General features: G+C 69.3%; 26 protein-coding genes. 12 read left to right on the top strand and 14 right to left on the bottom strand.

Annotated features, from left to right (window positions below):
* Window positions 1-43: 43 nt before the first annotated feature.
* From Q0C38_RS05595 to Q0C38_RS05570, 6 genes are all read left to right on the top strand, one after another.
* Window positions 44-1,183 (top strand): mandelate racemase/muconate lactonizing enzyme family protein, encoded by a 1,140-nt coding sequence (locus tag Q0C38_RS05595; protein WP_291296077.1) that lies wholly within the window; start codon window positions 44-46, stop codon window positions 1,181-1,183.
* Window positions 1,183-2,187 carry a hydroxyacid dehydrogenase gene (locus Q0C38_RS05590; RefSeq protein WP_291296076.1) on the top strand — a complete coding sequence of 335 codons (1,005 nt, stop codon included), beginning with the start codon at window positions 1,183-1,185 and terminating at the stop codon, window positions 2,185-2,187. Before Q0C38_RS05595 ends, Q0C38_RS05590 begins: the two co-directional genes overlap by 1 nt.
* Entirely contained in the window at window positions 2,184-3,353 is a 1,170-nt protein-coding gene (locus tag Q0C38_RS05585) for a mandelate racemase/muconate lactonizing enzyme family protein (protein ID WP_291296075.1), read from the top strand. The genes Q0C38_RS05590 and Q0C38_RS05585 overlap by 4 nt, the downstream gene beginning before the upstream one ends.
* On the top strand, window positions 3,350-4,489 hold the full coding sequence (locus Q0C38_RS05580; protein WP_291296074.1) for a mandelate racemase/muconate lactonizing enzyme family protein: 1,140 nt from the start codon (window positions 3,350-3,352) through the stop codon (window positions 4,487-4,489). Before Q0C38_RS05585 ends, Q0C38_RS05580 begins: the two co-directional genes overlap by 4 nt.
* Window positions 4,490-4,524: 35 nt before the next feature.
* Complete coding sequence (locus tag Q0C38_RS05575) at window positions 4,525-5,502, top strand: tripartite tricarboxylate transporter substrate binding protein (RefSeq protein ID WP_291296073.1); 978 nt, start codon at window positions 4,525-4,527, stop codon at window positions 5,500-5,502.
* 90 nt (window positions 5,503-5,592) lie between these two features.
* Window positions 5,593-5,901 carry a helix-turn-helix transcriptional regulator gene (locus Q0C38_RS05570; RefSeq protein WP_291296072.1) on the top strand — a complete coding sequence of 103 codons (309 nt, stop codon included), beginning with the start codon at window positions 5,593-5,595 and terminating at the stop codon, window positions 5,899-5,901.
* A gap of 3 nt (window positions 5,902-5,904) precedes the next feature.
* On the opposite strand, the gene Q0C38_RS05565 is transcribed toward Q0C38_RS05570, so the two are convergent.
* The 7 genes from Q0C38_RS05565 to Q0C38_RS05535 all read right to left on the bottom strand — a co-directional run bounded on the left by Q0C38_RS05565 (window position 5,905) and on the right by Q0C38_RS05535 (window position 11,941).
* Window positions 5,905-6,330, bottom strand: a complete 426-nt coding sequence (locus tag Q0C38_RS05565) for a GNAT family N-acetyltransferase (RefSeq protein WP_291296071.1) — start codon at window positions 6,328-6,330, stop codon at window positions 5,905-5,907.
* On the bottom strand, window positions 6,327-7,982 hold the full coding sequence (locus Q0C38_RS05560) for a molybdopterin-binding/glycosyltransferase family 2 protein (protein WP_291296070.1): 1,656 nt from the start codon (window positions 7,980-7,982) through the stop codon (window positions 6,327-6,329). The genes Q0C38_RS05565 and Q0C38_RS05560 overlap by 4 nt, the downstream gene beginning before the upstream one ends.
* On the bottom strand, window positions 7,979-8,701 hold the full coding sequence (locus Q0C38_RS05555; RefSeq protein ID WP_291296069.1) for an XdhC family protein: 723 nt from the start codon (window positions 8,699-8,701) through the stop codon (window positions 7,979-7,981). Before Q0C38_RS05555 ends, Q0C38_RS05560 begins: the two co-directional genes overlap by 4 nt.
* Window positions 8,698-9,030 (bottom strand): XdhC family protein, encoded by a 333-nt coding sequence (locus Q0C38_RS05550; RefSeq protein ID WP_408870007.1) that lies wholly within the window; start codon window positions 9,028-9,030, stop codon window positions 8,698-8,700. Before Q0C38_RS05550 ends, Q0C38_RS05555 begins: the two co-directional genes overlap by 4 nt.
* Entirely contained in the window at window positions 9,027-10,265 is a 1,239-nt protein-coding gene (locus Q0C38_RS05545; protein ID WP_408870006.1) for a vWA domain-containing protein, read from the bottom strand. The genes Q0C38_RS05550 and Q0C38_RS05545 overlap by 4 nt, the downstream gene beginning before the upstream one ends.
* Window positions 10,265-11,191 carry an AAA family ATPase gene (locus Q0C38_RS05540; RefSeq protein ID WP_408870010.1) on the bottom strand — a complete coding sequence of 309 codons (927 nt, stop codon included), beginning with the start codon at window positions 11,189-11,191 and terminating at the stop codon, window positions 10,265-10,267. The genes Q0C38_RS05545 and Q0C38_RS05540 overlap by 1 nt, the downstream gene beginning before the upstream one ends.
* Window positions 11,192-11,329: 138 nt before the next feature.
* Window positions 11,330-11,941, bottom strand: coding sequence for a carbon monoxide dehydrogenase subunit G (locus Q0C38_RS05535; RefSeq protein ID WP_291296067.1), 612 nt, complete (start codon window positions 11,939-11,941; stop codon window positions 11,330-11,332).
* 225 nt (window positions 11,942-12,166) lie between these two features.
* Here Q0C38_RS05535 and Q0C38_RS05530 point away from each other — a divergent pair, with 225 nt between their 5' ends.
* The 4 genes from Q0C38_RS05530 to Q0C38_RS05515 are packed head-to-tail and all read left to right on the top strand — an operon-like array spanning window position 12,167 to window position 16,154.
* Window positions 12,167-13,582: a sodium:proton antiporter gene (locus Q0C38_RS05530; protein ID WP_291296066.1), complete on the top strand. Its 1,416-nt coding sequence runs from the start codon at window positions 12,167-12,169 to the stop codon at window positions 13,580-13,582.
* Between the two features lie 28 nt (window positions 13,583-13,610).
* Window positions 13,611-14,540 carry a methylisocitrate lyase gene (gene prpB, locus Q0C38_RS05525; protein WP_291296065.1) on the top strand — a complete coding sequence of 310 codons (930 nt, stop codon included), beginning with the start codon at window positions 13,611-13,613 and terminating at the stop codon, window positions 14,538-14,540.
* Window positions 14,541-14,550: 10 nt separating this feature from the next.
* Entirely contained in the window at window positions 14,551-15,684 is a 1,134-nt protein-coding gene (locus Q0C38_RS05520; protein WP_291296064.1) for an acetoin utilization protein AcuC, read from the top strand.
* Entirely contained in the window at window positions 15,681-16,154 is a 474-nt protein-coding gene (locus Q0C38_RS05515; RefSeq protein ID WP_291296063.1) for a DUF192 domain-containing protein, read from the top strand. The genes Q0C38_RS05520 and Q0C38_RS05515 overlap by 4 nt, the downstream gene beginning before the upstream one ends.
* Window positions 16,155-16,167: 13 nt before the next feature.
* Here the strand turns inward: Q0C38_RS05515 and Q0C38_RS05510 are convergent, their stop codons facing one another.
* From Q0C38_RS05510 to Q0C38_RS05480, 7 genes are read right to left on the bottom strand one after another with little or no spacing between them, the layout of a single operon-like run.
* Window positions 16,168-17,358 carry a Xaa-Pro peptidase family protein gene (locus Q0C38_RS05510; RefSeq protein WP_291296062.1) on the bottom strand — a complete coding sequence of 397 codons (1,191 nt, stop codon included), beginning with the start codon at window positions 17,356-17,358 and terminating at the stop codon, window positions 16,168-16,170.
* 14 nt (window positions 17,359-17,372) lie between these two features.
* Entirely contained in the window at window positions 17,373-17,885 is a 513-nt protein-coding gene (locus tag Q0C38_RS05505; RefSeq protein ID WP_291296061.1) for a GAF domain-containing protein, read from the bottom strand.
* Window positions 17,882-18,799 carry a branched-chain amino acid ABC transporter permease gene (locus Q0C38_RS05500; protein WP_291296060.1) on the bottom strand — a complete coding sequence of 306 codons (918 nt, stop codon included), beginning with the start codon at window positions 18,797-18,799 and terminating at the stop codon, window positions 17,882-17,884. Before Q0C38_RS05500 ends, Q0C38_RS05505 begins: the two co-directional genes overlap by 4 nt.
* 1 nt (window position 18,800) lies before the next feature.
* Window positions 18,801-19,703 (bottom strand): branched-chain amino acid ABC transporter permease, encoded by a 903-nt coding sequence (locus tag Q0C38_RS05495; protein ID WP_291296059.1) that lies wholly within the window; start codon window positions 19,701-19,703, stop codon window positions 18,801-18,803.
* Between the two features lie 7 nt (window positions 19,704-19,710).
* On the bottom strand, window positions 19,711-20,907 hold the full coding sequence (locus tag Q0C38_RS05490; protein WP_291296058.1) for an ABC transporter substrate-binding protein: 1,197 nt from the start codon (window positions 20,905-20,907) through the stop codon (window positions 19,711-19,713).
* Window positions 20,908-20,949: 42 nt separating this feature from the next.
* Window positions 20,950-21,663, bottom strand: coding sequence for an ABC transporter ATP-binding protein (locus tag Q0C38_RS05485; RefSeq protein WP_291296057.1), 714 nt, complete (start codon window positions 21,661-21,663; stop codon window positions 20,950-20,952).
* Entirely contained in the window at window positions 21,660-22,439 is a 780-nt protein-coding gene (locus Q0C38_RS05480; protein ID WP_291296056.1) for an ABC transporter ATP-binding protein, read from the bottom strand. Before Q0C38_RS05480 ends, Q0C38_RS05485 begins: the two co-directional genes overlap by 4 nt.
* Window positions 22,440-22,568: 129 nt before the next feature.
* Here Q0C38_RS05480 and Q0C38_RS05475 point away from each other — a divergent pair, with 129 nt between their 5' ends.
* Window positions 22,569-23,786 (top strand): amidohydrolase family protein, encoded by a 1,218-nt coding sequence (locus Q0C38_RS05475; protein WP_291296055.1) that lies wholly within the window; start codon window positions 22,569-22,571, stop codon window positions 23,784-23,786.
* A 26-nt stretch (window positions 23,787-23,812) separates the two neighbouring features.
* On the top strand, window positions 23,813-25,039 hold the full coding sequence (locus tag Q0C38_RS05470; protein ID WP_291296054.1) for an ABC transporter substrate-binding protein: 1,227 nt from the start codon (window positions 23,813-23,815) through the stop codon (window positions 25,037-25,039).
* The last annotated feature ends 29 nt before the right edge of the window (window positions 25,040-25,068 follow it).

Raw genomic sequence — 25,068 nt, 5'->3', positions numbered from 1 at the left:
AGGGAATGATCATGCTGGGACGCGCGCTCGCGCCGCTGTGGCGATGAAGGTCACTGCCGTCAGGACGCATATCGTGTCCTGCCCCGTCGAGCGGCCCTTCACCTCCGCGCGCGGCTGGCTCTACACCACGCGCGCCTCCTGCCTCGTCGAGATCGAGACGGACGAGGGCGTCACCGGATGGGGCGAGTGCTACGGCCCCGCCGCTGCCTGCAAGGCGGTGGTCGACACGATGCTCAGCCCCCGCGTCATCGGGCGTGATCCGTTCGACACGTCGGTGGTGTGGGAGGATCTCTACAACCGCGTGAAGGACTATGGGCTTACCGGCCTCTCGATCGCCGGCATCAGCGGCATCGACATCGCGCTGTGGGACATTGTCGGACGCGCGCTCGGCAAGCCCATCCACAAGCTCATCGGCGGCGCGCACCGAACGGCGGTGACGGCCTACGCCACCGGCCTCTACTTCATCGACACCAACCGCCTGGTCGAGGAAGCGGTGGAGGAGGCGGAGAAATACGCGTCGCAAGGCTTCCGCGCCATCAAGATGAAGATCGGCCTCGGCGACCTGAAGCTCGATGCGCGCCGCGTCGCTGCCGTGCGCCAGGCGATCGGGCCCGATATCGCGCTCGCGGTCGACGCGAACCATTGCTTCTCCGTGCCGAACGCCATCCGCCTCGGGCGGATGATGGAGGCCTCCGACATCCTGTGGTTCGAGGAGCCGATCAGCCCCGAGGACCATGACGGGTACGTCGAGGTCACGCGCGCGCTCGACATGGCCGTGGCGGGCGGGGAGAACGATTTCACCCGCTGGGGCTTCCGCGACATCATCGCACGCAAGGCGATGGACATCGTCCAGCCCGACCTGTGCGCGGCCGGCGGATTCAGCGAGTGCCTGAAGATCGCGACCTTGGCCTCGGCGCATGGTGTCGAATGCGTGCCGCATGCCTGGGGCAGCGCGATCGGGCTTGCAGCGACCGTGCAGTTCATCGCCGCGTTGCCTGACCAGCCGCCCGCCTGGCGGTCGATGCCGCCGATGCTGGAGTTCGAGCAGACGCCGAACCCGCTCCGCGATCATCTCGCTCGCGAACCGATCGTGCAGCAGAACGGCATCGTCTCGGTTCCGGACGCGCCGGGCATCGGCATCGAGGTCGATCGCGACGTGCTCGCGAAGTTCAAGGTGGCCTGATGGCAGCCCCCGTCGTCGTGCTGACCGACCCGATCGCCCGCGAGGGCATCGCGGTCCTCGAGGCGGCCGGGTGTGCAGTGACCCTCGCCGCTGATCGATCGCCGGCGGGCCTTCGCGCTGCCTGCGCGGGGGCGGACGGCGTGATCGTGCGCAGCTGGCTGCCCGAGGATGCTTTCGATGATGCCGCGCGGCTTCTCGTCGCCGTTCGCCATGGCGCGGGGGTCGACATGATCCCGCTGCCGCCGGCAACGCGGCACGGTGTGCTGGCAAGCCGGGTGCCAGGCGCCAATGCCCAGGCCGTTGCCGAATTCGCGATCGGCCAGATGCTGTGCGCGGCGCGCAGCCTGCATGTGCTTGACCATGCGCTGCGCTCCGAGGGGTGGGACAAGGCCCGTGCGCGCACCGGTGCGGCGACGGAGCTTGGCGGCCGCACGCTCGGCCTCGTCGGCGTCGGCGATATCGGGATGCATCTCGCGCGCATCGCCCATCACGGCTTCGGCATGAACGTTCTCGGCTTCCGGCGCGATGCGGCGAAGCTGCCGGCCCATGTCGGCTTCGCGGCCCTGCCGGAGCTGTTTGCCGTGTCTGACTACATCGTCATCGCCTGCCCGTTGACGGACGAGACGCGCGGCCTCGTTGGCGCGCCATTGATCGCGCGCATGAAGCCGAATGCCTGGCTGGTCAACGTCGCGCGCGGGCCGATCATCGACGAGGCTGCGCTGGTCGCCGCGCTGCGTGACCGTCGCATCGGTGGTGCGGCGCTTGACGTGTACGCGACGCAGCCGCTCGCGCCCGACCATCCGCTGCTGTCGCTGCCGAACGTGGTGCTGACGCCGCATGGTGCCGGCATCTCGCGCGAGAGCGGCGTTGCCCTTGCCGTACGCTCGGCCGAGGAGGTGGTGCGCGTGCTGCGGGGCGAGCGGCCGGCAGCCCTCGTCAACGCGGAAGCGTTGCCGAAGCACAACGAACGGCGCTCAGCACTTGGGCTTGGAGCCATCGCATGAAGATCACGGCTGTCTCGGCAACCTGGTGCCACGTACCGATCCCGTATGAGCGGCAGCACGTCTCGGATTTCGGGCGCGTCACCTCGTTCGACAGCGTGATCGTGCGCATCGACACGGATTCCGGCCACACCGGTTGGGGCGAGGCCAAGGCCGGCGTCGGCAGTGCCGCTGCCTGCGCCGGGCTCGCCGCCATCATCAATGACGATTATGCACCGCTGCTGCTGGGCCAGGACCCGCGCGACATCTCGCGGCTGTGGGACGTGATGTACAACACCCCGCGCGAGGGCTACGCCGTCGCGCGGGGCCATGCGTTGCCGCAACTCGGCCGGCGGGGGCTCTCGATCAGCGCGATCGCTGGCGTCGATGTCGCGCTGTGGGACATCCTCGGCAAGTCGCTCGGCGTGCCGGTCTGGCGCCTGCTCGGCGGCAGGCGGGCGGAGCGTATGCCGGCCTATGCCTCGGGTGGGTGGGCGGATGCGTCCGCGATCGGTGCACAGCTGAAGGGCTATGTCGAGAAGGCAGGCTTCCGCGCGGTGAAGATGCGCGTCGGCGTGATGGACGGCACCGTCGCCGCCTCGGCCGCGCGCGTGAAGGCGGCACGCGCAGGCCTCGGGCCCGATATCGGACTGGCGGCGGATGCGCATGGCACCTGGACGGTCGCCGAGGCGAAGGCCTTCGCGCGCATGGTCGAGGATTGCGACCTGATGTGGTTCGAGGAGCCCGTCAGCGCCGACGACAAGGCCGGCATGGCCGAGGTGCGGCGATCCTCCGCCGTGCCGATCAGCGCGGGCGAGAGCGAGTTCACCCGGCATGATTTCCGCGAGATCTGCGAGCTGCGCGCCGCCGATGTGCTGCAGCCTGACCTCGCGATCGCCGGCGGCATCAGCGAGGCGGTGAGGATCGGTGCGCTTGCCTCGGCCTATAACCTTCGCCTCGCGCCGCATCTCTGGTCGGGCGCGCCCGCCTTCGCCGCGGGGCTGCATGTCGCTGCGTCATCGAGTGCCGGCTTCATCCTCGAATACAGCCTCGGGCACAACCCGATGCTGCATGAGCTGGTCGAGGAGAGCTTCCCGGTCGTGGACGGTCATGTCGCGGTGCCGGACCGGCCTGGCCTCGGCATCACCGTGCGCGAATCGTTCCTCAAGCAGTACGGACGCTCACGATGAAGATCCGCTCGGTCGAGGCCTTTCCCGTTTCCTTCCCCGTGCCCGAGGGGGAGCGTGTCTCGCTTGGCATCGGCACCGCGATCAAGCGCGATGCGGTGATCGTGAAGGTGACGACGGACGAGGGCCTGGTCGGCTGGGGCGAGAGCCACCATGGCCGCGCGCACGGCGCGATCGCGCACCTCATCAACACCTCGCTGCGCACGCTGATCACGGGCCAGGATGCGCTCGATGTCATTGGCGTCTGGGCGAAAATCTACAAGTTCCAGCTCGGCTCCCACGGCATGGGGGCGGGCACGGCGATGGCGATGAGCGGCATCGACATGGCGCTGTGGGACATCCGCGGCAAGGCGTGTGGCTGGCCGCTCTACCGCCTGCTCGGCGGCCGGTCGAAGCCGATTCCGGCCTATGCGGGCGGCATCGCGCTCGGCTACCAGGAGCCCGCCAGGCTGGTCGACGAGGCGCGCCCCATGATCGAGGCGGGGTATCGCGCGCTGAAGCTTCGCGTCGGCGACACGCCCGCGCGCGACATTGCGCGGATCGAGGCCGTGCGCCAGGCGTTCGGCGACGACATCGCGATCCTGACCGATGCCAATACCGGCTACACGATTGCCGATGCGCGTGCCGCGATGCCGGCGATGGAGCGGCTTGGCGTCGGCTGGCTCGAGGAGCCGTTCCCCGCGCATGACCACCGCACCTATGCCGAGGCGAAGGCGTTCAGCCTCACCCCGCTCGCGGCGGGCGAGAACCACTACACCCGCTTTGAGTTCCACCGCGTGATCGAAGACAGGGTGCTCACCATCCTTCAGCCCGATCTCTCCAAGGCCGGCGGCATCACCGAGGTGCTCAGGATCGCGGCGATGGCGAGTGCCTGGAAGCTGCCCGTCCACCCGCACAGCTCGATGACCGGGCTGAACCAGGCAGCCTCGATCCACCTCCTCTGCGCCATCGACAACGGCGGCTACTTCGAGGCCGATCTCTCGCGCAACAACCTGTTCCGCGACACGCTGGTGCCGACCCCCTGGGCGATCGGCAAGGACGGGTGCGTGCTGCCGCGCGAGGAACCTGGCCTCGGCGTGGAGGTTGACGAGGGGTTCATCAGGGCCCATCCGGCGATCGAGGGGCCTGGATACGTGTAGACGCGACCCAACGAATTCATAAGGGAGGAAGAACGATGCATCGTCGTACCGTCCTGCGTGGCGCATCCGCTGCCGCGCTTGCTGTCGCTGCCGGGCCCGCCCTCGCGGCATTCCCCGAGCGTGACATCCGCATCCTCTGTGGCTTCGCCGCCGGCGGCACGGCGGACCTGCTGAGCCGGCTGATCGGCGAGTTCGTCGGCCCGGTTCTCCGCCAGAACGTCGTGGTCGAAACCCGCACCGGCGCGTCCGGCATGATCGCGGCCGACACGGTGGCCAAGGCCCCGCCCGATGGCCATGCGGTCAGCCTGGCCACCATGGCGATGCACAGCATCCTGCCGGTGATGCCAGGCGTGCGCATGCCCTTCGACATCGACCGTGACCTGACGTCGATCACCAACGTCGCCAACATCTACAACATCCTGGTGGCGAGCCCCGCCTCGGCGGCGAACTTCAAGACGATCCCGGAACTGATCGCCTACGGCAAGGCGAACCCGGGCAAGCTCACCTACGCCTCGGCCGGCAACGGCACGAGCCAGCATCTCTCGGGCGAGTTGTTCAAGAAGCTCGCCGGCATCGACATGCTGCACGTGCCCTATCGCGGCGGCGCGCCGGCCATCATCGACATCACCGCCGGCCGAACCGACATGATGTTCGGCAACATGCCCGAGTTCCTTGGCCAGATCAGGGGCGGGGGATTGCGTGCGATCGCGTTCGGCGCGCCGAAGCAGAGCCCGCTGTTCCCCGACCTGCCGCTGATCAGCGCCACGCTGCCCGATTTCACCGTGCGTAACTGGTTCGGCCTTGCCGGCCCCGGCAATCTCTCCGCCGAGATCGTCGGGCGCTGGAACGCGGCACTGCGCCAGGTCGCGGCGAATCCGGAATTCCAGAAGCGCATGACCGAGAACGGCATGGAGATCATCATCGGCTCGCAGGCCGAGTTCCTCGACACCGTGCGGACCGACAGGGCCCGCTGGGGCGCGGTGATCCGCGAGGCTGGCATCAAGGCTGACTGACGGATGCGGCGCTTGTAGCCTTCGAGAAAATGAATATGCTGGACTTGATCTTTCGGAGGCTGCAAGGGCTCGCGCATGACGCACGCCGAGATGACCATGGATGCAGCCGCGCTCGATGAGCGGGCGGAGGCTGCCGCGACGCTGCTGAAGTCGCTCGCCAACCCGGTGCGGCTCAAGATGCTATGCGCGCTGGTCGACGGCGAGCTTTCGGTCGGTACGATCGCGGGCCAGGTCGGCGTCCGGGAAACGGTGATCAGCCAGCATCTGATGCGGCTTCGCGCCGAGGGGCTCGTGACCAATCGCCGGCAGGGGACGACGGTGTTCTACGCCCTCGCGGATGGGCCCGCCCGGCCTGTGCTGCGCACCCTTTACGATGTGTTCTGTCGCGGGCTGCGCTAAGGCCTACAAGCGCTTTGCGTAGTGGATCCGCGCATGGCCGGCGGGAAGCCCCTCGAGCCTGCCGAAAGCGACGTAACCCTGCTTCTCGTAGAAGCCAGGCGCCTGGAAGCTGAAGGTGTCGAGGACCACGCCGGCGCACCCCCGTGTGCGTCCCTCGGCCTCCGCGCGCTGGAGCAGGCCGGCGCCAATGCGCCTGCCGCGCCACGCCTCGTGAACCCAGAGCCACTCGACGCTGATCCAGCCCCAGGCGACGCGTGCCTTGATGCCGCCGATGACGGCGTCGTCGTGGTTGCGCGCAACGAGCCAGAGTGGTTCCGGCGCGAAGGGAATGCCGCTTGCCGCGAGGTTGTAGGCGATGAGCCCATCGGCGATGGCGGCGATGGTTGCCTCGTTGGGTGCGGCGAGCGCCTCGATCTCGGTCTCGCTCATCGGGTGCCGAACAGGTCAGGTGCGGCGGCGAGCGATTCGGGTGTATCGAAGTCCGTCAGCGCGGCGTCATCCTCCATCGCCACCTCGTGCACCGCCTCGGTGTTCTCGCCGACCAGATGCCGCGCCCCGACATCACCGGTGACGGCCCGCATCGCGGCGAAGAAGCGGCGGTCCCACAGCACCGGGTTGCCCTGGCGTCCAGCTACCGTCGGCACAACGATGGCGCGCCCTTCTTCCGGATCGTAGGCAGCGATCAGGCGCCCGAGCAGGGCAGCGGAGACGAGCGGCATGTCGCCAAGGCACACCAGCACGGCATCCACCTCGTCGCCGAGCGCATCGATCCCCGCGCGCAATGACGAGGAGAGCCCCTGCGCGAAGGCGGGGTTGTGCACGAAGCGAACGTTCCGCCCCGCGAGAGCGCCCTGCACCGCCTGCTCCGCATGGCCGGTGACGACCATGACGGGCCGCGCGGGGGAGGCGAGAACGGCTTCGACCACGCGCGCGACCATCGGCACGCCTTCTGCATCCGTGATCAGCAGCTTGTTGTTCGGCGCCATGCGGCTTGATCGCCCCGCGGCGAGAACGAGGGCGCCGATCCGCCGACCCGGCTTCTCGCGAAAGTGGGGTCTCTCGCGCCCCTGGTCAGGTGCGCGGGCGCGCGGCAGGGGCCGCGTCTCGATCTCCTTGAGCAGGCCGCCCGCACCCATCGCCATGATCTCAGGCCGTCCGATCGGCAGGTCTGCCATCAGCCGTTGCAGCACCCAATCGAACCCGTTCAGCTTCGGGCTCCGCGCACAGCCGGGCAGCACCACGGCAGGGATGTCGCCGAGCGTTCCGAAGCAGAGGAGGTTGCCGGGGTCGACCGGCATGCCGAAATGATCGAGCGACCCGCCCGCCGCGACGATGCCGGCGGGGCACACGTCGCGCCGGTCGACCACGGCGGAGGCGCCGGAGACGAGCAGCACGCGGGCACCTTCCGCCGCGAGTGCCGCGAGGGCTGCTGCCACCTCCTCCTCCGTGTGCCCGACGCGGCGCGCGGGCAGCAGCGTTGCGCCCAGCGCCTCGATGCGCGCGCGTGTCACCGCCTCGGTGCCGTCGAGGATGCTTTCCTTCATGCCCGGTAGCCTGGTCATGACGAGGCCGACGGGCCGTGCCGCGAAGGGGTGGAGCGAGAGCAGCGCCCCACCCTCGGCCGCGATCGCGGCGGCGTCAGCCACGGCCGCTTCGGGGGCGGCGAAGGGAATGATCTTGATCGTGGCCAGCATGTCGCCGGCCTCGACCATGGCGTAGGGCGGCAGGGTGGCGACCGTCAGCGCCTCGTCGACGCGGTTGAGCCTGTCGAGCCGCACGGCATCGACGGCCAGTACGCCTGCTGCCTCCGCCACCAGGTTCACGCGCCCCGTTGCTGCCCGCGTGGCGCGGATCGCAGCGCCGCGGCAGGCCTCGGCGATCCGCGCGGCGGCCTCGTCCTCTCCGAGGTCGCCGGGCTCGAGCCGCGCCGCGACGATCATCTCGATCCCGGCCGCGGTGAGTTCCGCGATGTCGTCATCGGCAAGCGCGCGGCCTTTCTTCAGCGTGCGCTGACCGGCCTTCAGCGTGTGGGCGAGGATGGCGCCCGCGGCGTCGGCCACCCGCATGCGCCCGAAGATCACGCAGCCGCTCCCGCCACCTGGGCGACGAGTGCGGCGCCGCGGCGGACCGCGACGATCTCGGCGAGGATGGAGAGCGCGATCTCGGGTGCCGTCGTTGCCTCGATGGCAAGCCCGACAGGGCCGCGGATGCGCGCCAGAGATGCTGGCCCATGCCCGAGGGCGGTGAGGCGGGCCAGCCGCGCGGCGTGCGTCTTCCTGCTGCCGAGGGCGCCGATGTAGTACGCGTCGGATTTCAGCGCGCGGTCGAGAGCGGGGTCGTCGAGCTTCGGGTCGTGGGTGAGGGTGACGATGGCTGTGCGGCGGTCGGGGCCAAGCGCGTCCATCGCCTCGTCCGGCCAGTCGCTGGAGACCGTGACGCCCGGAAAACGATCCGCCGTCGCAAAGGCACGTCGCGGGTCGATCACCGTGATGCCGAAGCCGAGCGGCAGCGCCATCGGCACCAGCGCCTGGGCGACGTGCACCGCACCGACGATGACGAGCCGCTGCGGGGGGTTGTGCGCGTGCAGGAACCAGCGCACGCCCTCATGCTCGACCGTGCGGCTCTCGTCATCGGCAAGTGCCGCGAGCGCCTGATGCACCAGCGCCTCGGGCAGCGAGGCACCGTGGGTGCCGTCCTCCGCCAACAGCGCCTGGGTGCCGTCGTCGAGCCTGGTCGCGAGCACGACGGGCTTCTTCGCCGCGCGCGCTGCCGTGAGTGCGGCGAGCAGCGTCGGCGTCATCCGAGCCTCTCGACGAACACGCTGACCTTGCCGCCGCAGGCGAGCCCGACTTCCCAGGCGCGCTCATTCGTGACGCCGAAGGAGAGGAGCTGCGGCGCGCCGCTCTCCATCACGGCCTTCGCGGCATCGGCCACCGCGCCCTCGATGCAGCCGCCGGAGACGGACCCTGCCATGCGCCCTGCCTCGCTCACCGCCATCTGGCTGCCGGCAGGGCGGGGGGAACTGCCCCAGGTCTCGACCACGGTGGCGATCGCCACACGCTCGCCGCCAGTGGCCCAGCTGGTGGCAAGGCCGAGGATGTCCTCGGCACCCGTCATCATGTCGCTCATGCTGCCTTCCTCACGCTTCGCTGCGGCGCGGGGCCCGACAGGGCGTGCACCAGCGCCTTCAGGCTGTCGATATTGTGCACGGGGCGGAAATCGTCCACGTGCGGCAGGATCGCGCGGATGCCTGCCGCCTTCGGCTCGAACCCGTCCCAGCGCAGCAGCGGGTTCAGCCAGACGAGGCGGCGGCAGGATTTGCGCAACCGCTCCGCCTCCTCGGCGAGGCCGGCGCCGCCATCGCGGTCGAGGCCATCGGTGATCAGCAGCACGGTAGCCCCCTGGCCAAGGACGCGGCGTGACCAGTCACGGTTGAAGCGGTGCAGCGTCTCGCCGATGCGCGTGCCGCCAGACCAGTCGGGCACCAGGTTCGACACCATCTGGAACGCCACCTCGGCATCGCGATGCTTCAGCGCGCGCGTCACGTTCGTCAACCGCGTGCCGAACAGGAACACGTGAACGCGGGAGCGGTCGTTCGCGACCGCATGCAGGAAGGCGAGAAGCACCGAGGCATAGCGCGCCATCGAGCCCGAGATGTCGGCCAGTGCGACGAGCGGCGGGGTGCGCGTGCGCCGGCGGCGGCGAGCGATCTCGACCAGGTTCCCGCCCTCGCGGAGGGATTGGCGCAGCGTCGCGCGCAGGTCGGCGCGCGGGCCCATCGGGTCGGGACGGAAGCGGCGCGTCGGCACCTCGTCGAACGGCAGGCGAAGACGGGCGATGGCGTTTCGCGCGGCGCGCGATTCCTCCTCGCTCATCGCCTCGAAATCCATCTTGCGCAGCCGTTCCTCGGCCGAGACGATCATCGCGGCGTCGAACTTCTCGGGCTTCTCCGGCGGCGGGGGCTGGGGCTCCTTCCGCTCGCGCGGGGCCATCGCCTCGGCCGCGCGGCGCGAGCCTGCCTTGGGCTTCTGCGGTTCCGCCGGCTTGCGCATGCCGTCGATCGCAGCCATCGCGGCCTCGGCGACCTGGCGGTCAGGGTTGCGCCAGAACATGGCGAAGGCAGCGTCGAACACCTCGTGCTGCTCGCGCCGCGTTGCCATGACCGCGCGCAGCGCCGCACGCACATCGGCCTTGGCGGTGAGGTCGATATGCAGCAGGGCCGATTGCGCATCGATGATCTGGCCCGGGCCAACGGGGATGCCGGCGCGGCGCAGCATCCGCCCGAAATGCATCAGGTTGGCGGCGAGATACCCGGCCCCCTCCGATCGGGCCACTGGCAGAGGCGGTTCCGCCGTTGGCACCATCAGGGTGCCGCCTTCGCCTCCGACACGAGCGCCGCGGCCTCGGCGCCGCGGATGCGCGCGATGTCGTCCTGGTACTTGAGCAGCACGCCGAGCGTCTCGTCCACGCGGGCGGGGTCGAGCTCGACCGCATCGAGATGCGACAGCGCACCGCACCAGTCGATCGTCTCGGCAACGCCCGGCATCTTGAAGAGGTCCATCTGCCGGAGCTTCTGCACGAAGGCGACGACCTGGTGCGAGAGCTTCTCGGGCGCGCCTGGCGCCTTCAGGCGGAGGATGGCGCGCTCACGCTCCGCATCGGGGAAGTCGACCCAGTGGTACAGGCACCGACGGCGCAGCGCGTCATGGATCTCGCGCGTGCGGTTGGAGGTGAGGATCACCACCGGCGGCGTCTCCGCCTTGATGGTGCCGAGTTCGGGGATCGTCACCTGGAAATCGGCCAGCAGCTCGAGCAGGAAGGCCTCGAACGGCTCATCCGCCCGGTCGAGCTCGTCGATCAGCAGCACGGCGGGCCCGCCCTCCGGCGTGATCGCCTGGAGCAGCGGCCGTTCGATCAGGAAGCGACGGTCGAAGATGCCCTTCGCCAGCGCTTCCTTGTCATGCTGCCCCGCTGCCTCGGCCAGGCGGATCTCGAGCAGCTGCCGCGTGTAGTTCCAGTCATACAGCGCAGAGGCGAGGTCCAGCCCATCGTAGCACTGGAGGCGAACGAGGCGTCGGCCGAGCGTCTTGGCCAGTACCTTGGCGATCTCGGTCTTGCCGACCCCTGCCTCACCCTCGAGAAACAGGGGCCGGTGCATGGCGAGTGCGAGGTGCACCGCGGTGGCAAGCGCCCGGTCGGCGACATAGTCGCCGCTGGCAAGCAGCGCGACGGTCTCGTCGACGCTGCGCGGACCCGTGGTGGCGGGGATCGTGGTGGCGGTCGGTGTCATGGCATCCATCGGACAAGTCTAGGCCCGTACAGGGCACGCCGTCACGCGAGCAGGCGTCATGACAGGGATTGGCCGAGCCAGAGGAACAGCGCAGTGAGCGCGACCAGCCCCGCCACCCAGGCCGGCAGGGCCATCGGCTCAGAGCACCATCAGCGCGACGATCACGATCCAGATCGCAAGCCCGCCCCAGAACACGGTGGGAAGCCCGGCGATCTCGGCCGGCGGCGGGAAGCGGAGGAGCCTGCCGAGGCCAGCGGCAGGGCTGGGTGAGATGGTGGCGACGACGGGGGCAGGGGCCTCGGCGCCCGCATCGGTCGCGACCCGGGCGGCGAAGCGATCGAAGAACTGGTCGGCCATCGAGCGCGCCGTGCTGTCGATCAGCCGCGCGCCGAGCTGCGCCATCTTGCCGCCGACCTGCGCCTTCACGTCATACGTCATCAACGTGCCGGGCCCGTCATCGACGAGCTTCACGGTGGCCCCGCCCTTGGCGAAGCCGGCAACCCCGCCCTGGCCCTCGCCCGAGATGGTGTAGCCGTTCGGGGGATCGAGGTCGGACAGCTGGACCTTGCCGGCGAAGCGGGCATTCATCGGCCCGATCCGCAGCGCCACGCGGGCCGACATCTCCGTGTCGCTGTGCTTCTCGATATGCTCGCAGCCTGGGATCGAGGCCTTCAGCACCTCGGGGTCGTTCAGCGCCTGCCAGACCATCTGCCGCGGCGCGGGGATGCGCCGCTCGCCCGTCATCTCCATAGGGTCACTTCCATCGTGTCTCGCCCCTTGCGTGCGGGGCGCCGTGGCAGCCCCGGGGTGGTCGTTCAATAGCAACGTCTTCCCGGACCTTACCCGTGCGGGTCGGCGGCGCAAAGCCCGCGTGCCGTACGCCCGCATGCGGGCCGCGGCCAGGGGTTTGCCGGGGCTTCGGTGCGGGAGTATAGCGGTTCGCTCTCCTCGTCGCGTCACCCGGCGGTCATCCCAATGAACTCGAAGCCCTGGCTGTTCCTCGCCGCGCTCGCCGCCGTGGGGCTGTTCGCCCTGCCCGCGCAGGCGGCCGATGTCGATGCCTCGAAACTCTCGCTGTGGTGGACGCTGCCCTTCGTGGGCGTGCTGCTGTCCATCGCCATCGTGCCGCTGGTGAGCGGGCATTTCTGGCACCGCTTCTACGGCCTCGTGATGCTCGGCTGGGCGCTCGCCTTCCTGGTGCCGGCCTCAGCCCGCCTCGGCATCAGCCCTGTGTTCGACCTGCTGATGCATACCGCCCTGCTCGAATACGTTCCCTTCGTGCTGCTGCTGTTCGCGCTGTTCACCGTGGCGGGCGGGGTGCACATCGCCGGCACGCTGCGCGGCACGCCAGGCACCAACACCGCGATCCTCGCCCTCGGCACGGCGATGGCGAGCCTGACCGGGACGACGGGAGCCTCGATGCTGCTCGTCCGGCCGATGCTGCGCGCCAACGAGGGGCGGAAGCACCGGGTTCACACCATGGTGTTCTTCATCTTCCTCGTGTCGAACATCGGTGGCTGCCTCACCCCGCTCGGCGATCCGCCGCTGTTCCTCGGCTTCCTCAAGGGGGTGGCCTTCTTCTGGCCGACGGAGCACCTGTTCGCCCCGCTGCTGCTCGCCTCCGCGCTGCTGCTGCTCGTCTACCACCAGATGGACAGCCGCTACTTCAGGCGTGACGCGGACGAACTGCGCGAGGAGACGGGCAGGATCGAACCGCTGCGCATCCAGGGCGGGGTGAACATCCCGCTCCTGATGCTCGTCGTGCTTGTGGTGCTGATGGAGGGCATCTGGCACCCCGGCGCGGTCACGTTCCTGAAGCAGGAGCTTGCCGTCGAGGTGGTGATCGGGGACTTTCTGCTGATCGCCATCGCCGCCTACTCGATCTGGGCGACGCCGCCGCTGGTGCGCAACGCCAACGGCTTCACCTGGGGGGCGATGATCGAGGTGGCGAAGGTGTTCGCCGCGATCTTCGTGACGATCATTCCCGCCATCGCGATCCTGAAGGCAGGCCGTGACGGCGCCGCCGCCCCGCTCGTCGATCTCGTGACGAACGACGCGGGACAGCCGATCCCGGCGATGTATTTCTGGCTCACCGGCCTGCTGTCGTCCTTCCTCGACAATGCGCCGACCTACCTGATCTTCTTCAATCTCGCGGGTGGTGACGCGCAGCAACTGATGGGCGAGGGGGCGAGCATCCTGGCCGCCATCTCGGCGGGCGCGGTCTTCATGGGCGCGAACTCCTATATCGGCAACGCGCCGAACTTCATGGTCCGCTCGATCGCCGAGGAGCAGGGGGTGAAGATGCCCTCCTTCTTCGGCTACGTTCTGTGGGCCGCCGTGATCCTGCTGCCGGTGTTCGCGCTGATGACGGTAATCTTCTTCCGGAGCTAAGCTCCGCGTCCCAGACGGAGGCGACGCCATGCCCTATCTCGACCACGCCGACCTGCCGACCACCCCTGCCGGCGAGCGGTTCCGCTCACTGCTGGCCAGACCAGGCATCGTCGAAATCCCGGGTGCGCATAACGGCATGGCGGGGCTGCTCGCCAGGAAGGCGGGGTTCGAGGCGGTGTATCTTTCCGGCGCTGCGATGACTGCCTCAATGGGCCTGCCCGACCTCGGCATCATCACGGTCGACGAGGCGTGCTTCTTCATCCGCACCATCGCGCGCGCGACGGGCCTGCCGATCCTGGCCGACGGCGACACGGGTTATGGCGGCGTGCTGAACGCGATGCACATGGTGCGCGCCTTCGAGGACGCGGGTGCCGCGGCCGTGCATCTCGAGGACCAGGACCTGCCGAAGAAATGCGGCCACCTGAACGACAAGAAGCTCGTCGCCCCGGAGGAGATGGCCGCGAAGGTTGCGGCGGCAAAACGGGCCGCGCGGCATCTCTTCATCATCGCGCGCACCGATGCTGCCGGCGTCGAAGGGTTTGAGGCCGCGGTCGCGCGCGCGAAGCTCTACCGCGAGGCCGGGGCCGACGCGATCTTCCCCGAAGCGCTGACCACGCGCGAGATGTTCGAGCGCTTTGCCCGCGAGGTGCCCGGCATCCCGCTGCTCGCGAACATGACCGAGTTCGGCCGTACGCCGTATTTCACCGCAGCCGATTTCGCCGCGATGGGCTACCGCATGGTGATCTGGCCCGTGTCGTCGCTCCGCGTGGCGGCGAAGGCGCAGGAACTTCTCTACGCCGCGATCAGGCGCGACGGCGGAACGATGAACCACCTCCCGCACATGCAGACGCGGGCCGAGCTCTACGAGACGATCGGGCTCGGCGCCTACGAGGCGCTCGACAACTCGATCGTCGCGACCGTGGTGCCGCCCGACGTTCGCACGAAGGCGGCTGAGTAGCGCCCGCACCGTGCCGCCACGGCTGATCGCGAGCGAGATCTACCGCGGCTCCACCTACGGGCCGAAGCATCCGCTCGCCATCCCCCGTGTTCCCGCGACGCTCGACCTCTGCGCGGCCCTCGGCTGGCTGCCCGCCGCACAGGTGCTCGAGAGCCCGCGCGCGAGCCCGGAGGCGCTGGCGCGCTTCCACGATCCTGCCTACATCGCGGCACTCCAGCGCGCCGAGGCCGACCAGGCGGTGGACGAGGCGACGCGCTCACGCTTCGGCATTGGCGCGAACGGCAACCCCGTCTACCGCGAGGTGTTCCGCCGCCCGGCCACGGCCGCCGGCGGCACGCTGCTTGCCGCGGCACTCACCGGCACCGAGGGCGGCATCGTCTACAACCCTGGCGGCGGGACGCATCACGGCATGCGCGCCCGCGCCTCCGGCTTCTGCTACGTGAACGACCCTGCACTCGGCCTGCTGGCCTGGCGTGACGCCGGCCTCGCCCCGCTGCTCTACGTCGACATCGACGCGCATCATGGTGACGGGGTCGAGGCCGCCTTCGCGAATGACCCTGCCGTGTTCACCCTCTCGGTGCATGAGGCGGGGCGGTGGCCGCGCACCGGCGCGGTGGAGGACACCCATGGCGGTGGGGCGATGAACATTCCCGTGCCGGCGGGGCTCAACGACAGCGAGATGCGCTTCATCCTCGAGGCGGCGATCCTGCCGGTGGTCGATGCGCTGAGGCCCGCGGCGATCATGCTCCAGGGCGGGGCCGATGCGCTGGCGGAGGACCCGCTGGCGGACCTCGCGCTGTCGAACAACGCGCACTGGGCGACCGTCGCCGCTCTCGCGCGCGCCGCACCCCGCTTCATCCTGCTCGGCGGCGGCGGCTACAACCCGTGGTCGGTCGCGCGCTGCTGGTCGGGTGCGTGGGCGACGCTGAACGGCTGGGACATCCCAGACCGCCTGCCTGAGACGGCCGAAGCCGTGCTGCGGGCGCTGACGCTGAACCGCGCCGCCGGCCGCAACCCCGCGCCGCACTGGTTCACGACGCTGCGGGATGCCGCGCGCGAGGGGCCCGTGCGCGAGGATGTGCGCGATGTCGTCGCCCGCGCCATGGCGCTGTTCCGCCCCGCCATGCTATCGGCGTGGGCATGACATCACGCCTGACCCGCCGGCTTCTCGTCGCCCTGCTCGGCACCGCCGCGCTGCCTGCGCGCGCACAGACCGGGCCGCAGCCGGAACTGCCGAAGGAGCGCCTCGTCATCGTCACGCGCGACGGCAGGCGCCATGCGTTCGATGTCGAGATGGCGTTGACGCCGGAACAGCAGGCGGTGGGGCTGATGTTCCGCCCGACCGTGCCCGCCGATGGCGGCATGCTGTTCGACTGGGGCAGCCCGCGCGAGTCGACGATGTGGATGCGCAATACCATCGCCTCGCTCGACATGCTGTTCATCACCGTCGATGGCCGCATCCACCGCATCGCCGAGCGCACGGTGCCCTATTCGCTGGCGACCATTGCCTCGAACGGGCCTGTGCGCGCGACGCTGGAACTCGCCGCCGGAACGGCGGAGCGGCTCGACATCCGCTCAGGCGACAGGGTGCTGCACCCGATCTTCGGGCCGTAGCCGGAACGTTGCGCTACCCCACCGTTTGGCTTTTGAGGTCCTTCGGCGCATTGGTCAGAACCTCGGGCGTCGGCCCGACGACGACGGTGTCGTCCTGTCGGAACCCGCCGACACCCCAGATGTAGATGCCCGGCTCACAGGAATAGACCTCGCCCGCCAGCAGGGGCCGGTGCACGAAGGCCGTGTCGTCGGGGAATTCGTGGCCGAGCGTTCCCATGCCGTGGCCGGTGCGGTGCAGGATGTTGGCGCCGAAACCGGCTGCCTCGATCACCCCTTGCGCCGCCGCATCGAACGCCGAGACGGGATTGCCTTCGACGAGTGCGGCGATGCCTGCCTCGTTCGCCGCCGTCGCTGCCTCGTAGGCCTTCACCTGGATGTCGGATGGCGCGCCGCAGAACCACGTGCGCTCATTCTCGACGACGAGGCCGTTCAGCCGCGCGACCACGATGTTGACGAGGCCATGGCCCTTGGCGATGCGCGCACCCGTCGGCTGCCCATCGCCATGCGGGGCAGCGGAGGCGGGGCCCGACAGCGTCCAGCACCGCATCACCTCCATGTTCTGGCCGGGGAAGCGCCGCCCGGCCTCCTCGACCATCTGCGCTGCCATCGCCATGTCGAGCTCCTGCACCAGGCGGCCCTCGCGGATGTTCTCGCGGTAGCGCTCCTGCACCCAGTCGGTCAGCGAGGCTGCCTCGCGCATCACGGCGAGTTCCTCCGCGCATTTCACGAAGCGAAGCGCGCGGCACTCGGCAGTCGCTGGGATCAGCTTCGCCTCGGGCAGCAGCGCGATCGCGCGGGCCAGCGGGCCGCCGGCGGCATCGGCCGCGATCCGCGCGTGCCCAAGCCCCTTCGCCTTCAGGAGTTCCGCCACCATCTCCGGCCACTGCGGATAGAGCGGCAGCCTCGCGCCGACGCGCGGATGCTCGGCGTACATCGTGATGTCGTCCACCCACATGCGCTGCGCCTCGCGCGCGAAGCGGATGTGGTTGGTGGAGAGCTCGTGCATCACCGCGAAGGGCTCGCCGTTGCGCGGCACGACGAGCAGGACCGGGCGTTCCCACGGCAGCACGTCGGTGTGGAAATTGGTGCCGAACTGGAAGAAATCGCCGGAGACGAAGGCGATGGCGTCACAGCGCATCCTGTCCATCATCGCGTCCATCAGGCTGCGGCGATAGGCGGCGACGGTGCGGCTGAGGAACCCCATGTCTGTCTCCCTTCTCAGCGATTGACGAGCATCAGGTAGGCTGGCACGGCCAGGGCCGCGATGGTACGCGCAAGCGGAATGTCATCCTTCCGGTACCAGCCTGCCTCGTGCAGCAGGTTGATGGTGCCGAGCGCGCGGCCGTTCCAGACCACGGGAATGTTCAGCACGCTCTCGCAGCCGAGGCTGCGGATCAACTCATGGTCGAAGAACACCGCCTTCACCGCCTCGTAGTCGTTGCCGAGATAGGGGCGCTGCTGCTTCAGCACATGGTCTGTCCAGAACGTCGGGTTCAGCGGCTTGCGGCCGCCGACGGGGTATTCCTTCGGGTGGCTGGTCCAGAACCGTTCCGCCTCACCCGTCGCCTCGTGGCGGAGCAGGACGGTGAAGAGGATGTGCCCGAGCGTCGCCGCACAGGTGCGTTCGAGCGCGGCGAGGGAGGGGGTTGGCTGGTCAGCATCGCGCATCGCATCGGCGAGTGCGGCGAGATAGGGCGCTGGGTCGGCGAGGGGGCCTTGGGGGCGTGTCATGGTGTCGTGTCCGGGGTTGCGTGGCGTGCGTGGCGTTCGGGGAACAGCCCCTGCGGCCGGTAGCGCAGCACGAGGATGAGAAGGGCAGCGATCATGAACTCGCGCACGGCAGCGACCTGCACCGCGGCGAGGCCGGGAATCTCGGCGACGACAAAGCGCGTCCCTTCCATGAAGGCGACGACGAGCGCTGCGCCGACGACGGCACCCGCGTTCGTTCCCGTGCCGCCCGCCGTGAGCGAGAGCACGATGTAGATCGTGATCAGCGGCACGAAGCCTTCCGGCGCGATATAGGCGTTGTAGTGGCCATAGAGGGCGCCCGCGAACCCGGTAATGGCTGCACCGATCGCGAAGGCCTCCGTCTTGAAGCGCAGCACCGGCTTGCCGGCAACCGACGTCACCTGGTCATCGTCACGGATCGCGCGCAGCACGCGGCCATACGGTGAATGCCGCAGCCGCTGGCAGAGCAGGTAGACGACGAGCAGGGCCGCGGCGACGATGCCGAGATAGATCAGGTTGAACGTCGCGGGCGCCACCTCGCCACGGAATGGTCCCGGGATGGCGCTGATGCCATCCGTTCCGTTGGTGAACCGGATCTCGTTGGAGGCGACGAGGCGCACCACCTCGGAGAAGCCCAGCGTGACGATGGCCAGGTAGTCGCCCTTCAGCCGGGCGGTGATGCGCGCGACGACAGCGCCCGCGATGCCGGAAACGATCGTCGCCGCGATCACTCCCGCCCACATCGGCCAGTGCGCGTGGCGGACGGTGAGGAGCGCCGAGGTATAGGCACCGACCGCCATGAACCCCACGAGGCCGAGATTGATCATCCCGGTCATGCCCCAGATCACGTTGAGGCCGAGCGCCATGAGCCCGTACAGCCCGGCGAACACGGCCATCGCGACGAGGTAGTTTTCCATTTCAGTACGCTCGCTCGCCAAGGATGCCGCGCGGGCGGAAGGTGAGCACGACGATGATCGCGATGAACCCGACCGCCGTGCGGTAGGAAGCATCGAGCACGAGGAGCGACAATTCCTCGCCGATGCCCACCACCATCGCGCCAACGACCGCACCTGGAATGCTGCCAAGTCCGCCCACCACGGCGGCGGCGAACACCGTCAGCACGGCGCGGAAGCCTGTCAGCGGGTCGATCGAGGTGTCGAGGCCGAGCAGCATGCCCCCCACGCCGACAAGCCCCATGCCGATGAGCGAGGCGAGCCGTGCGACAGTCTCGGCGTTGATGCCCTTGATGCCGGCGAGTGAGGGGTTGTCGGCCACCGCGCGCATCATCTTGCCCGTGCGCGTGAAGGCCAGGAAGGTGAACACGCCCGCCATCACCACCACCGAGATGATCGCGTTCTCCACCTGCTGCGGCCCGACGCGGAGGAAGGCGAAGCCAAGGTCAAACCGCCAGTCACGGTAGACAGGCAGGTCATAGCCGCGCAGGTCGTTGCCGAACACGAAGCGGATGACGTTCTCGAGCGCGATGGTCAGCGCCACCGCCGCGATCGCCGCTGCCATCGGCCCGGTCGCTGCCGAGGTGCGGCGCAGCGGCTTCAGCACGTATTCGTCGCAGGCAAGCCCCGAGAGGGCAGGCACGATGAAGGCGAGGGCGAGGCTCGGCACGATCGGCAGGCCGAGCCAGACATTCGCCACGAACCCCGCATAGGCGCCCATCGTCGCGTGGCTCGCCACCGTGAAGTTCGGGAAGCGCAGCACGGCGTAGATGGCGGTGAAGCCGATGGCGGGCAGCGCGAGGATCGTGCCCACCACCAGGCCGTTGACGATGAGCTGCGGCAGCTCCTCGATCACATGCGACAGCACCGGAACGTTACGAGATGCGGATCGTCTTCAGCTTCGCCCCTTCCGCCTGCTCGTAGCGGAACGGGCAGGTGAGGATGTCGCCGTTGTCGGTGAAGTCGCACGCGCCCGACGCACCGGCGTAGTTGATCTCGCGTCCAGCGGCGAGCAGGCGCAGGCCCTCCGTCACCTCCGTCACGCGCTCGCCAGCCCCTTGTGCGATCTTTCGCACGTTCTCGCGGATGGCATCGCCCGTCGCGGCACCCGCCTTGGCGATGGCGAGCGCGGCGAGCGCGGCATGGTCGTTCGTCTGGCAGGAATAGGGATCGGGATCATTTGTGCCCAGCAGGGCCTGCAGCCGCTTGAACGCCGGGCTCTCGATGTCGGGCGAGGGGGCCCAGGTGACCGCGCCGTTCGTCACGTCCGCCGGCAGGCTGTCGAGCAGGCGCTGGTTGATCGCGTAGGCCGGCGCAACCTTGCCGCCCGTCCAGCCGGCGCGGAACAGCTCGCGCAGCAGGATGGTCACGTCAGGCGTGTAGCCGTTGAGGAAGATGTAGTCGGGCCGGGCGCGCAGGGCCTGGTCGACCTCGGAGCGGAACACGGTCTTCTCCCGGTCATAGATCGTCTGGCCGAGCACCTGGCCGCCGTATTTCGGCATCTCGCGCTCGAGGATCTCCTTGTTCGACAGCGCGAACGGCGTCTGCGCCGCCAGGATGAAGATGCGCTTCGCCCCCTGCTGGCCAAGGAACTCCGAGAGCTTGGTGATCTGCAGCGTCGAGTTCGGCTGGGTGCGGATGATGTAGCCGCGATGCGGCAGCTGCGTGATGCTGTCGGCCCCCGACACGGTGAAGAGCATCGTGCGGCTCTCCCACGCCAGCGGCGCTACCGCGGTGGTCACGGCACTCGCCCAGGTGCCCATGATGGCCGAGACGCGATCGACGTCGATCAGCTTGCGGGCGGCGCGCACTGCGGCGTCCGGGTTGGTCTGGCTGTCCTCGCCATAGAGCTGGATGCGCCGCCCGCCGATGCCGCCGGCGCTGTTGACGGACTCGACGACGCCCTCGACCGCCTTGCGCATCGAGGGGCCATAGGGCCCGCCGGCGCCGGTGAGCGGCATGAGCGTGCCGAGGCGGATCGGCTCACCCTGCGCGCGGAGCACCGAGGGGGCGAAGAGCGGCGACAGGGCAAGGCCGGCGGTAACCGCGCGGCGCGTGGCGAGGAACGTCATCGTTGGTCTCCCGTTGCGCGTTTGCATCAGCATGGCGCGGTTTCAGCCGCCGAGGAAGATGCGCCGCACGTCGGGGTCGGTGGCGAGCTCCGCAGCCGCCCCCTCGCGCGCGTTGCGGCCATCGACGAGGATGACGCCCCGATGCGCGATCGCCAGCGCCTCGAGCGCGTTCTGCTCCACCATCGCGATCGCTGTGCCTTCGGCGTGGATGCCGCGGATCGTGTCGAACAGCTTCTCCGCAGCGATCGGCGAGAGCCCGGCCGAGGGTTCGTCGAGCAGCAGCAGCTTGGGTGCCACCATCAGCGCCATCGCCATCGCGAGGATCTGGCGCTGCCCGCCCGACAGCGTGCGGGCGGCCTGGCGGCGCTTCTCGGCCAGGATCGGGAAGCGGACGAAGATTTCCTCGATGCGCTGCCTGGTTTCGCGCGGCTGCACGAAGCCGCCCATCTCGAGGTTCTCGCGCACCGACATGGTCGGGAACACGTTCGCCTCCTGCGGCACGAACGCCAGTCCTGACGCGCAGATCTCGCGCGCGGGCCGGCCCTGGATCGGCGCGCCTGCCAGCGTGATCGTTCCGGCCGAGGGGGTGAGGATGCCCGCGATTGCCTTCAGAAGCGTCGATTTGCCCGCGCCGTTCGGCCCGATGATCGCCACCACCTCGTGCGGCGCCACAGCAAGGTCGACGCCCTTGAGGATCATGTCGGCGGCCGCATAGCCGGCGACGACGCCGCGCGCCTCGAGCAGGTACTCCGTCATGGCGTGGCGGCGGCCAGGTGCCCGGCGCGGCGGCCCATATAGGCTTCCTGCACGGCATGGTCGGCGGCGATGGCGGAGAACGGGCCTTCCGTCAGCTTCCGGCCTTCGGCCATCACGATCACCGGGTCGCACAGCCGCGCGATCGCATCCATGTGGTGCTCGATGATCAGGAAGGTGATGCCCTCGTCGCGCAGCGTCAGCAGGTGTTCGCCGATCTGGGCCGAGAGGGTCGGGTTCACCCCGGCGATCGGCTCGTCGAGCATGATCATCCTCGGGTCGGTCATCAGCGCGCGGCCGATCTCGAGCAGCTTCTTCTGCCCCCCCGAAAGGTCCGACGCCGCATTGTTTGCCACCCGCAACAGGTTCAGGCGCCTGGCCGTTGCCATCGCGCGCTCGCGGAGCTCGTCCTCCCGCGCGGCCCACGCGCCGAACAGCGCAACGGGAAGGCTCTCGCCGGGTTGCCGCGCGCCGTAGAGCATCAGGTTCTCGAGCACCGAGAGGCGCGGAAAGCCGCGCGCGATCTGGAACGTGCGGACGAGGCCGCGCCGCGTGATCTGGTCGGGCCTGAAGCCGGTGATGTCGGTCCCGTCGAAGGTGACGGTGCCCGCATCGGGCGGCACCAGGCCGGAGATCACGTTGAAGGCCGTGGTCTTGCCCGCGCCATTCGGGCCGATGAGCCCGGTGATGGTGCCGCCCGACACGTCGAGGTCGAGCCCGGCGATGGCGCGGACGCCGTAGTAGGAGCGGGCTAGGCCGCGGACCGAGAGAAGCGCCATCATGAGGACCGGTGCTGCATCACGCAACGGTAGGGCTGCCGGGCGGCGACCGCAATCGGGAGACGTTTGGCCGCTGCAACGCGGCCTGCTAAGGAGAAGCCCCCAAGCCCCAAGGCACGAGGACCGCGCGTGATCCTGCTCAAGAATGCCCGCATCGTCGACGGCAGCGCACCTGCGCCGTCCGATCCCGTTTCGGTCCTGGTCGAGGACGGCACGATCCGCGAGGTGGGCCCGGCCGTCGCCTCCGCCTCCGCCGAGGTGATCGACCTCGGCGGGCGCACCCTGATGCCGGGGCTGATCGACGCGCATGTGCACGTGGTGGCCTGCAACGCCAATCTCGGCATCAACGCAGCGCTGCCCGATGCGATCGTGGCGCACCGGGCGGCCAAGATCATGCATGGGATGCTGATGCGCGGCTTCACCACCGTGCGCGATGTCGGCGGCGCCACGCATGCGCTGCGGATGGCGCGTGACGAGGGGCTGTTCGATGGCCCGCGACTCAACATCTCCGGCAAGGCGCTGTCGCAGACGGGCGGGCACACCGATTTCCGCGGCCGCTACGATGACCGTCCGCAGCCGCACTGGCGCCTCGGCGCGATGGGCCGGCTGTGCGATGGCGTTCCCGAGATCCGCCGCGCGGCGCGCGAGGAGATCAAGAACGGCGCCGACTTCATCAAGATCATGGCAAATGGCGGTGTGGCGTCACCGACCGACCCGATCCACTTCCTCGGCTTCTCCCGCGAGGAGCTGCGCGCGGTGGTGGAGGAGGCGGAGGATGCCGGCACCTATGTCTCGGCGCATCTCTACACCGATGTGGCGATCGCGCGCGCGATCGAGTGCGGCGTGCACAGCCTCGAGCACTGCAACCTGATCGAGCCCGCAACGGCGCGTGCCGCTGCCGCTGCCGGCTGCTACGCCGTGCCGACGCTCGTCACCTACGAGGCGCTCGCGAACGAGGGCGCCGCGATGGGCTTCCCGCCCGACAGCGTGGGCAAGATCGAGACCGTGCGTGGCGCGGGCATGCGCAGCCTCGAGATCATCAAGGCGGCCGGCCTCACCATGGCCTTCGGCACCGACCTCCTCGCCGAGATGCACCGCCACCAGTCGGAGGAGTTCGTGATCCGCGGCCGCGTGCTGCCGGCGCAGGAGGTGATCGCGTCCGCCACCTTCGTTGCCGCGAAGCTGCTGCGCATGGAGGGCAGGATCGGCGCGGTCGCGCCTGGCGCCTTCGCCGACCTCGTGGTGGTCGATGGCAATCCGCTGGCCGATCTGGCACTGCTGACGCGCCAAGGTGCGCACATGCCCGCCATCATGCTCGGCGGGCGCTTCGTGAAGAATACGCTGTGACAACGACCAGGAAGGGGAGTTCCGGGATGACGACGATGAATCGCAGGACGCTTTTGGGTGGCGTTGGTGGCGCGCTGGCGCTCACCGCGGTGCCGGTATCGGTGAACGCGCAAGCCGCGACCTTCCGCATCGGCGCGCTGAACCCGGTCACGGGGGCCGGCAGCCCCTATGGCAGCGGTATGCAGAAGATGATCCTCGCCGCCGTCGAGGAGGTGAACGCGGCGGGCGGTGCGGGCGGCCGGCGCATCGAGGTGTTCGCCGAGGACAGCCAGACCTCGCCCCAGGCAGCGGTGCTCGCGGCGAAGAAGCTGATCGAGGTGAACAACGTCCGCGCCATCGTCGGCACCTGGTCATCCGGCGTGTCGCTCGCGGTCGTTCCGCTGACGAACGACGCGAACATCCTGCTGCTGAACACCTCCGGCGCGCCGGCGCTGTCGGTGCCGCCGGCCAACGCCAAGGGCCTCTCCTACCGGTTTCAGGCGACGAATGACCGTTTCGGCCGCGCCTTCGCCGAGATCGCCACGCGCGAGGGGTTCAAGCGCGCAGCGACCATGGCGTTCAACAACGCCTCGGGCATCGGCAACACCAACGGCTTCAAGCGCGCGTGGGAGGCGAAGGGCAACCGTGTCGTCGCGGAGGTTGTTTACGAGCCGAACCAGCCCTCCTACCGCGCCGAGCTGCAGCGCGTCCTCGCCGCGCGGCCGGACGTGATCGTGATGGGATCGTTCCTGCCCGACACGACCATCATTCTCCGCGAATGGTTCCAATCGGGCGAGAACACGCGCTGGATCATCCCGGGCTGGGCCGCGAACCCGCAGCTCATCCAGGCGCTGGGTGCGCAGGTGACGGAGGGCATCATCTCGGTCGACAGCGTCTCGAACGAGCGTGCGCCCTCCTTCGCGCATTTCGACCAGGTGCATCGCCGCGCGATGAACCAGCCGGGGGCGAGCAACGTCTATGCCGCGATGACGTGGGACATGGTGATCACGCTGGCGCTCGCGATGGAAGCGGCAGGGCCGAACGCCGACATGGCGGCGATCAACGCCAAGATGCGCGAGGTGGCCAACCCGCCCGGCGAGGAGGTGTACACCTTCGCGGCCGGCAAGGCGGCGCTCGCCGCGGGCCGCGCCATCAACTACCAGGGCGCGTCGTCGGTTCTCGACTTCGACCAGTTCGGTGACGTGACGCCCGATTTCGGCGTGTTCTTCATCACCAAGGGCCAGCTCGAGCGACGCTACGTCGTGTCGATCTGATCTTTCCGGGGCGGTCCTCCGGGGCCGCC

The sequence above is a fragment of the Elioraea sp. genome (genome assembly GCF_022842375.1).
GTDB lineage: Bacteria > Pseudomonadota > Alphaproteobacteria > Acetobacterales > Acetobacteraceae > Elioraea_A.
This window is presented reverse-complemented; position numbering and strand designations above follow the sequence as displayed.

Bases quoted from the DNA above. Each gene is read 5' to 3' on its own strand.
- Q0C38_RS05470 (WP_291296054.1), top strand. From the start codon at position 23,813: ATGACGACGATGAATCGCAGGACGCTTTTGGGTGGCGTTGGTGGCGCG.
- Q0C38_RS05565 (WP_291296071.1), bottom strand. From the start codon at position 6,330: ATGAGCGAGACCGAGATCGAGGCGCTCGCCGCACCCAACGAGGCAACC.
- Q0C38_RS05505 (WP_291296061.1), bottom strand. From the start codon at position 17,885: ATGACACGCCCCCAAGGCCCCCTCGCCGACCCAGCGCCCTATCTCGCC.
- Q0C38_RS05590 (WP_291296076.1), top strand. From the start codon at position 1,183: ATGGCAGCCCCCGTCGTCGTGCTGACCGACCCGATCGCCCGCGAGGGC.
- Q0C38_RS05530 (WP_291296066.1), top strand. From the start codon at position 12,167: ATGAACTCGAAGCCCTGGCTGTTCCTCGCCGCGCTCGCCGCCGTGGGG.
- Q0C38_RS05540 (WP_408870010.1), bottom strand. From the start codon at position 11,191: ATGACACCGACCGCCACCACGATCCCCGCCACCACGGGTCCGCGCAGC.
- Q0C38_RS05485 (WP_291296057.1), bottom strand. From the start codon at position 21,663: ATGACGGAGTACCTGCTCGAGGCGCGCGGCGTCGTCGCCGGCTATGCG.
- prpB (WP_291296065.1), top strand. From the start codon at position 13,611: ATGCCCTATCTCGACCACGCCGACCTGCCGACCACCCCTGCCGGCGAG.
- Q0C38_RS05585 (WP_291296075.1), top strand. From the start codon at position 2,184: ATGAAGATCACGGCTGTCTCGGCAACCTGGTGCCACGTACCGATCCCG.
- Q0C38_RS05515 (WP_291296063.1), top strand. From the start codon at position 15,681: ATGACATCACGCCTGACCCGCCGGCTTCTCGTCGCCCTGCTCGGCACC.
- Q0C38_RS05570 (WP_291296072.1), top strand. From the start codon at position 5,593: ATGACCATGGATGCAGCCGCGCTCGATGAGCGGGCGGAGGCTGCCGCG.
- Q0C38_RS05545 (WP_408870006.1), bottom strand. From the start codon at position 10,265: ATGGTGCCAACGGCGGAACCGCCTCTGCCAGTGGCCCGATCGGAGGGG.
- Q0C38_RS05480 (WP_291296056.1), bottom strand. From the start codon at position 22,439: ATGGCGCTTCTCTCGGTCCGCGGCCTAGCCCGCTCCTACTACGGCGTC.
- Q0C38_RS05535 (WP_291296067.1), bottom strand. From the start codon at position 11,941: ATGGAGATGACGGGCGAGCGGCGCATCCCCGCGCCGCGGCAGATGGTC.
- Q0C38_RS05595 (WP_291296077.1), top strand. From the start codon at position 44: ATGAAGGTCACTGCCGTCAGGACGCATATCGTGTCCTGCCCCGTCGAG.
- Q0C38_RS05500 (WP_291296060.1), bottom strand. From the start codon at position 18,799: ATGGAAAACTACCTCGTCGCGATGGCCGTGTTCGCCGGGCTGTACGGG.
- Q0C38_RS05550 (WP_408870007.1), bottom strand. From the start codon at position 9,030: ATGAGCGACATGATGACGGGTGCCGAGGACATCCTCGGCCTTGCCACC.
- Q0C38_RS05490 (WP_291296058.1), bottom strand. From the start codon at position 20,907: ATGACGTTCCTCGCCACGCGCCGCGCGGTTACCGCCGGCCTTGCCCTG.
- Q0C38_RS05555 (WP_291296069.1), bottom strand. From the start codon at position 8,701: ATGACGCCGACGCTGCTCGCCGCACTCACGGCAGCGCGCGCGGCGAAG.
- Q0C38_RS05575 (WP_291296073.1), top strand. From the start codon at position 4,525: ATGCATCGTCGTACCGTCCTGCGTGGCGCATCCGCTGCCGCGCTTGCT.
- Q0C38_RS05580 (WP_291296074.1), top strand. From the start codon at position 3,350: ATGAAGATCCGCTCGGTCGAGGCCTTTCCCGTTTCCTTCCCCGTGCCC.
- Q0C38_RS05510 (WP_291296062.1), bottom strand. From the start codon at position 17,358: ATGGGGTTCCTCAGCCGCACCGTCGCCGCCTATCGCCGCAGCCTGATG.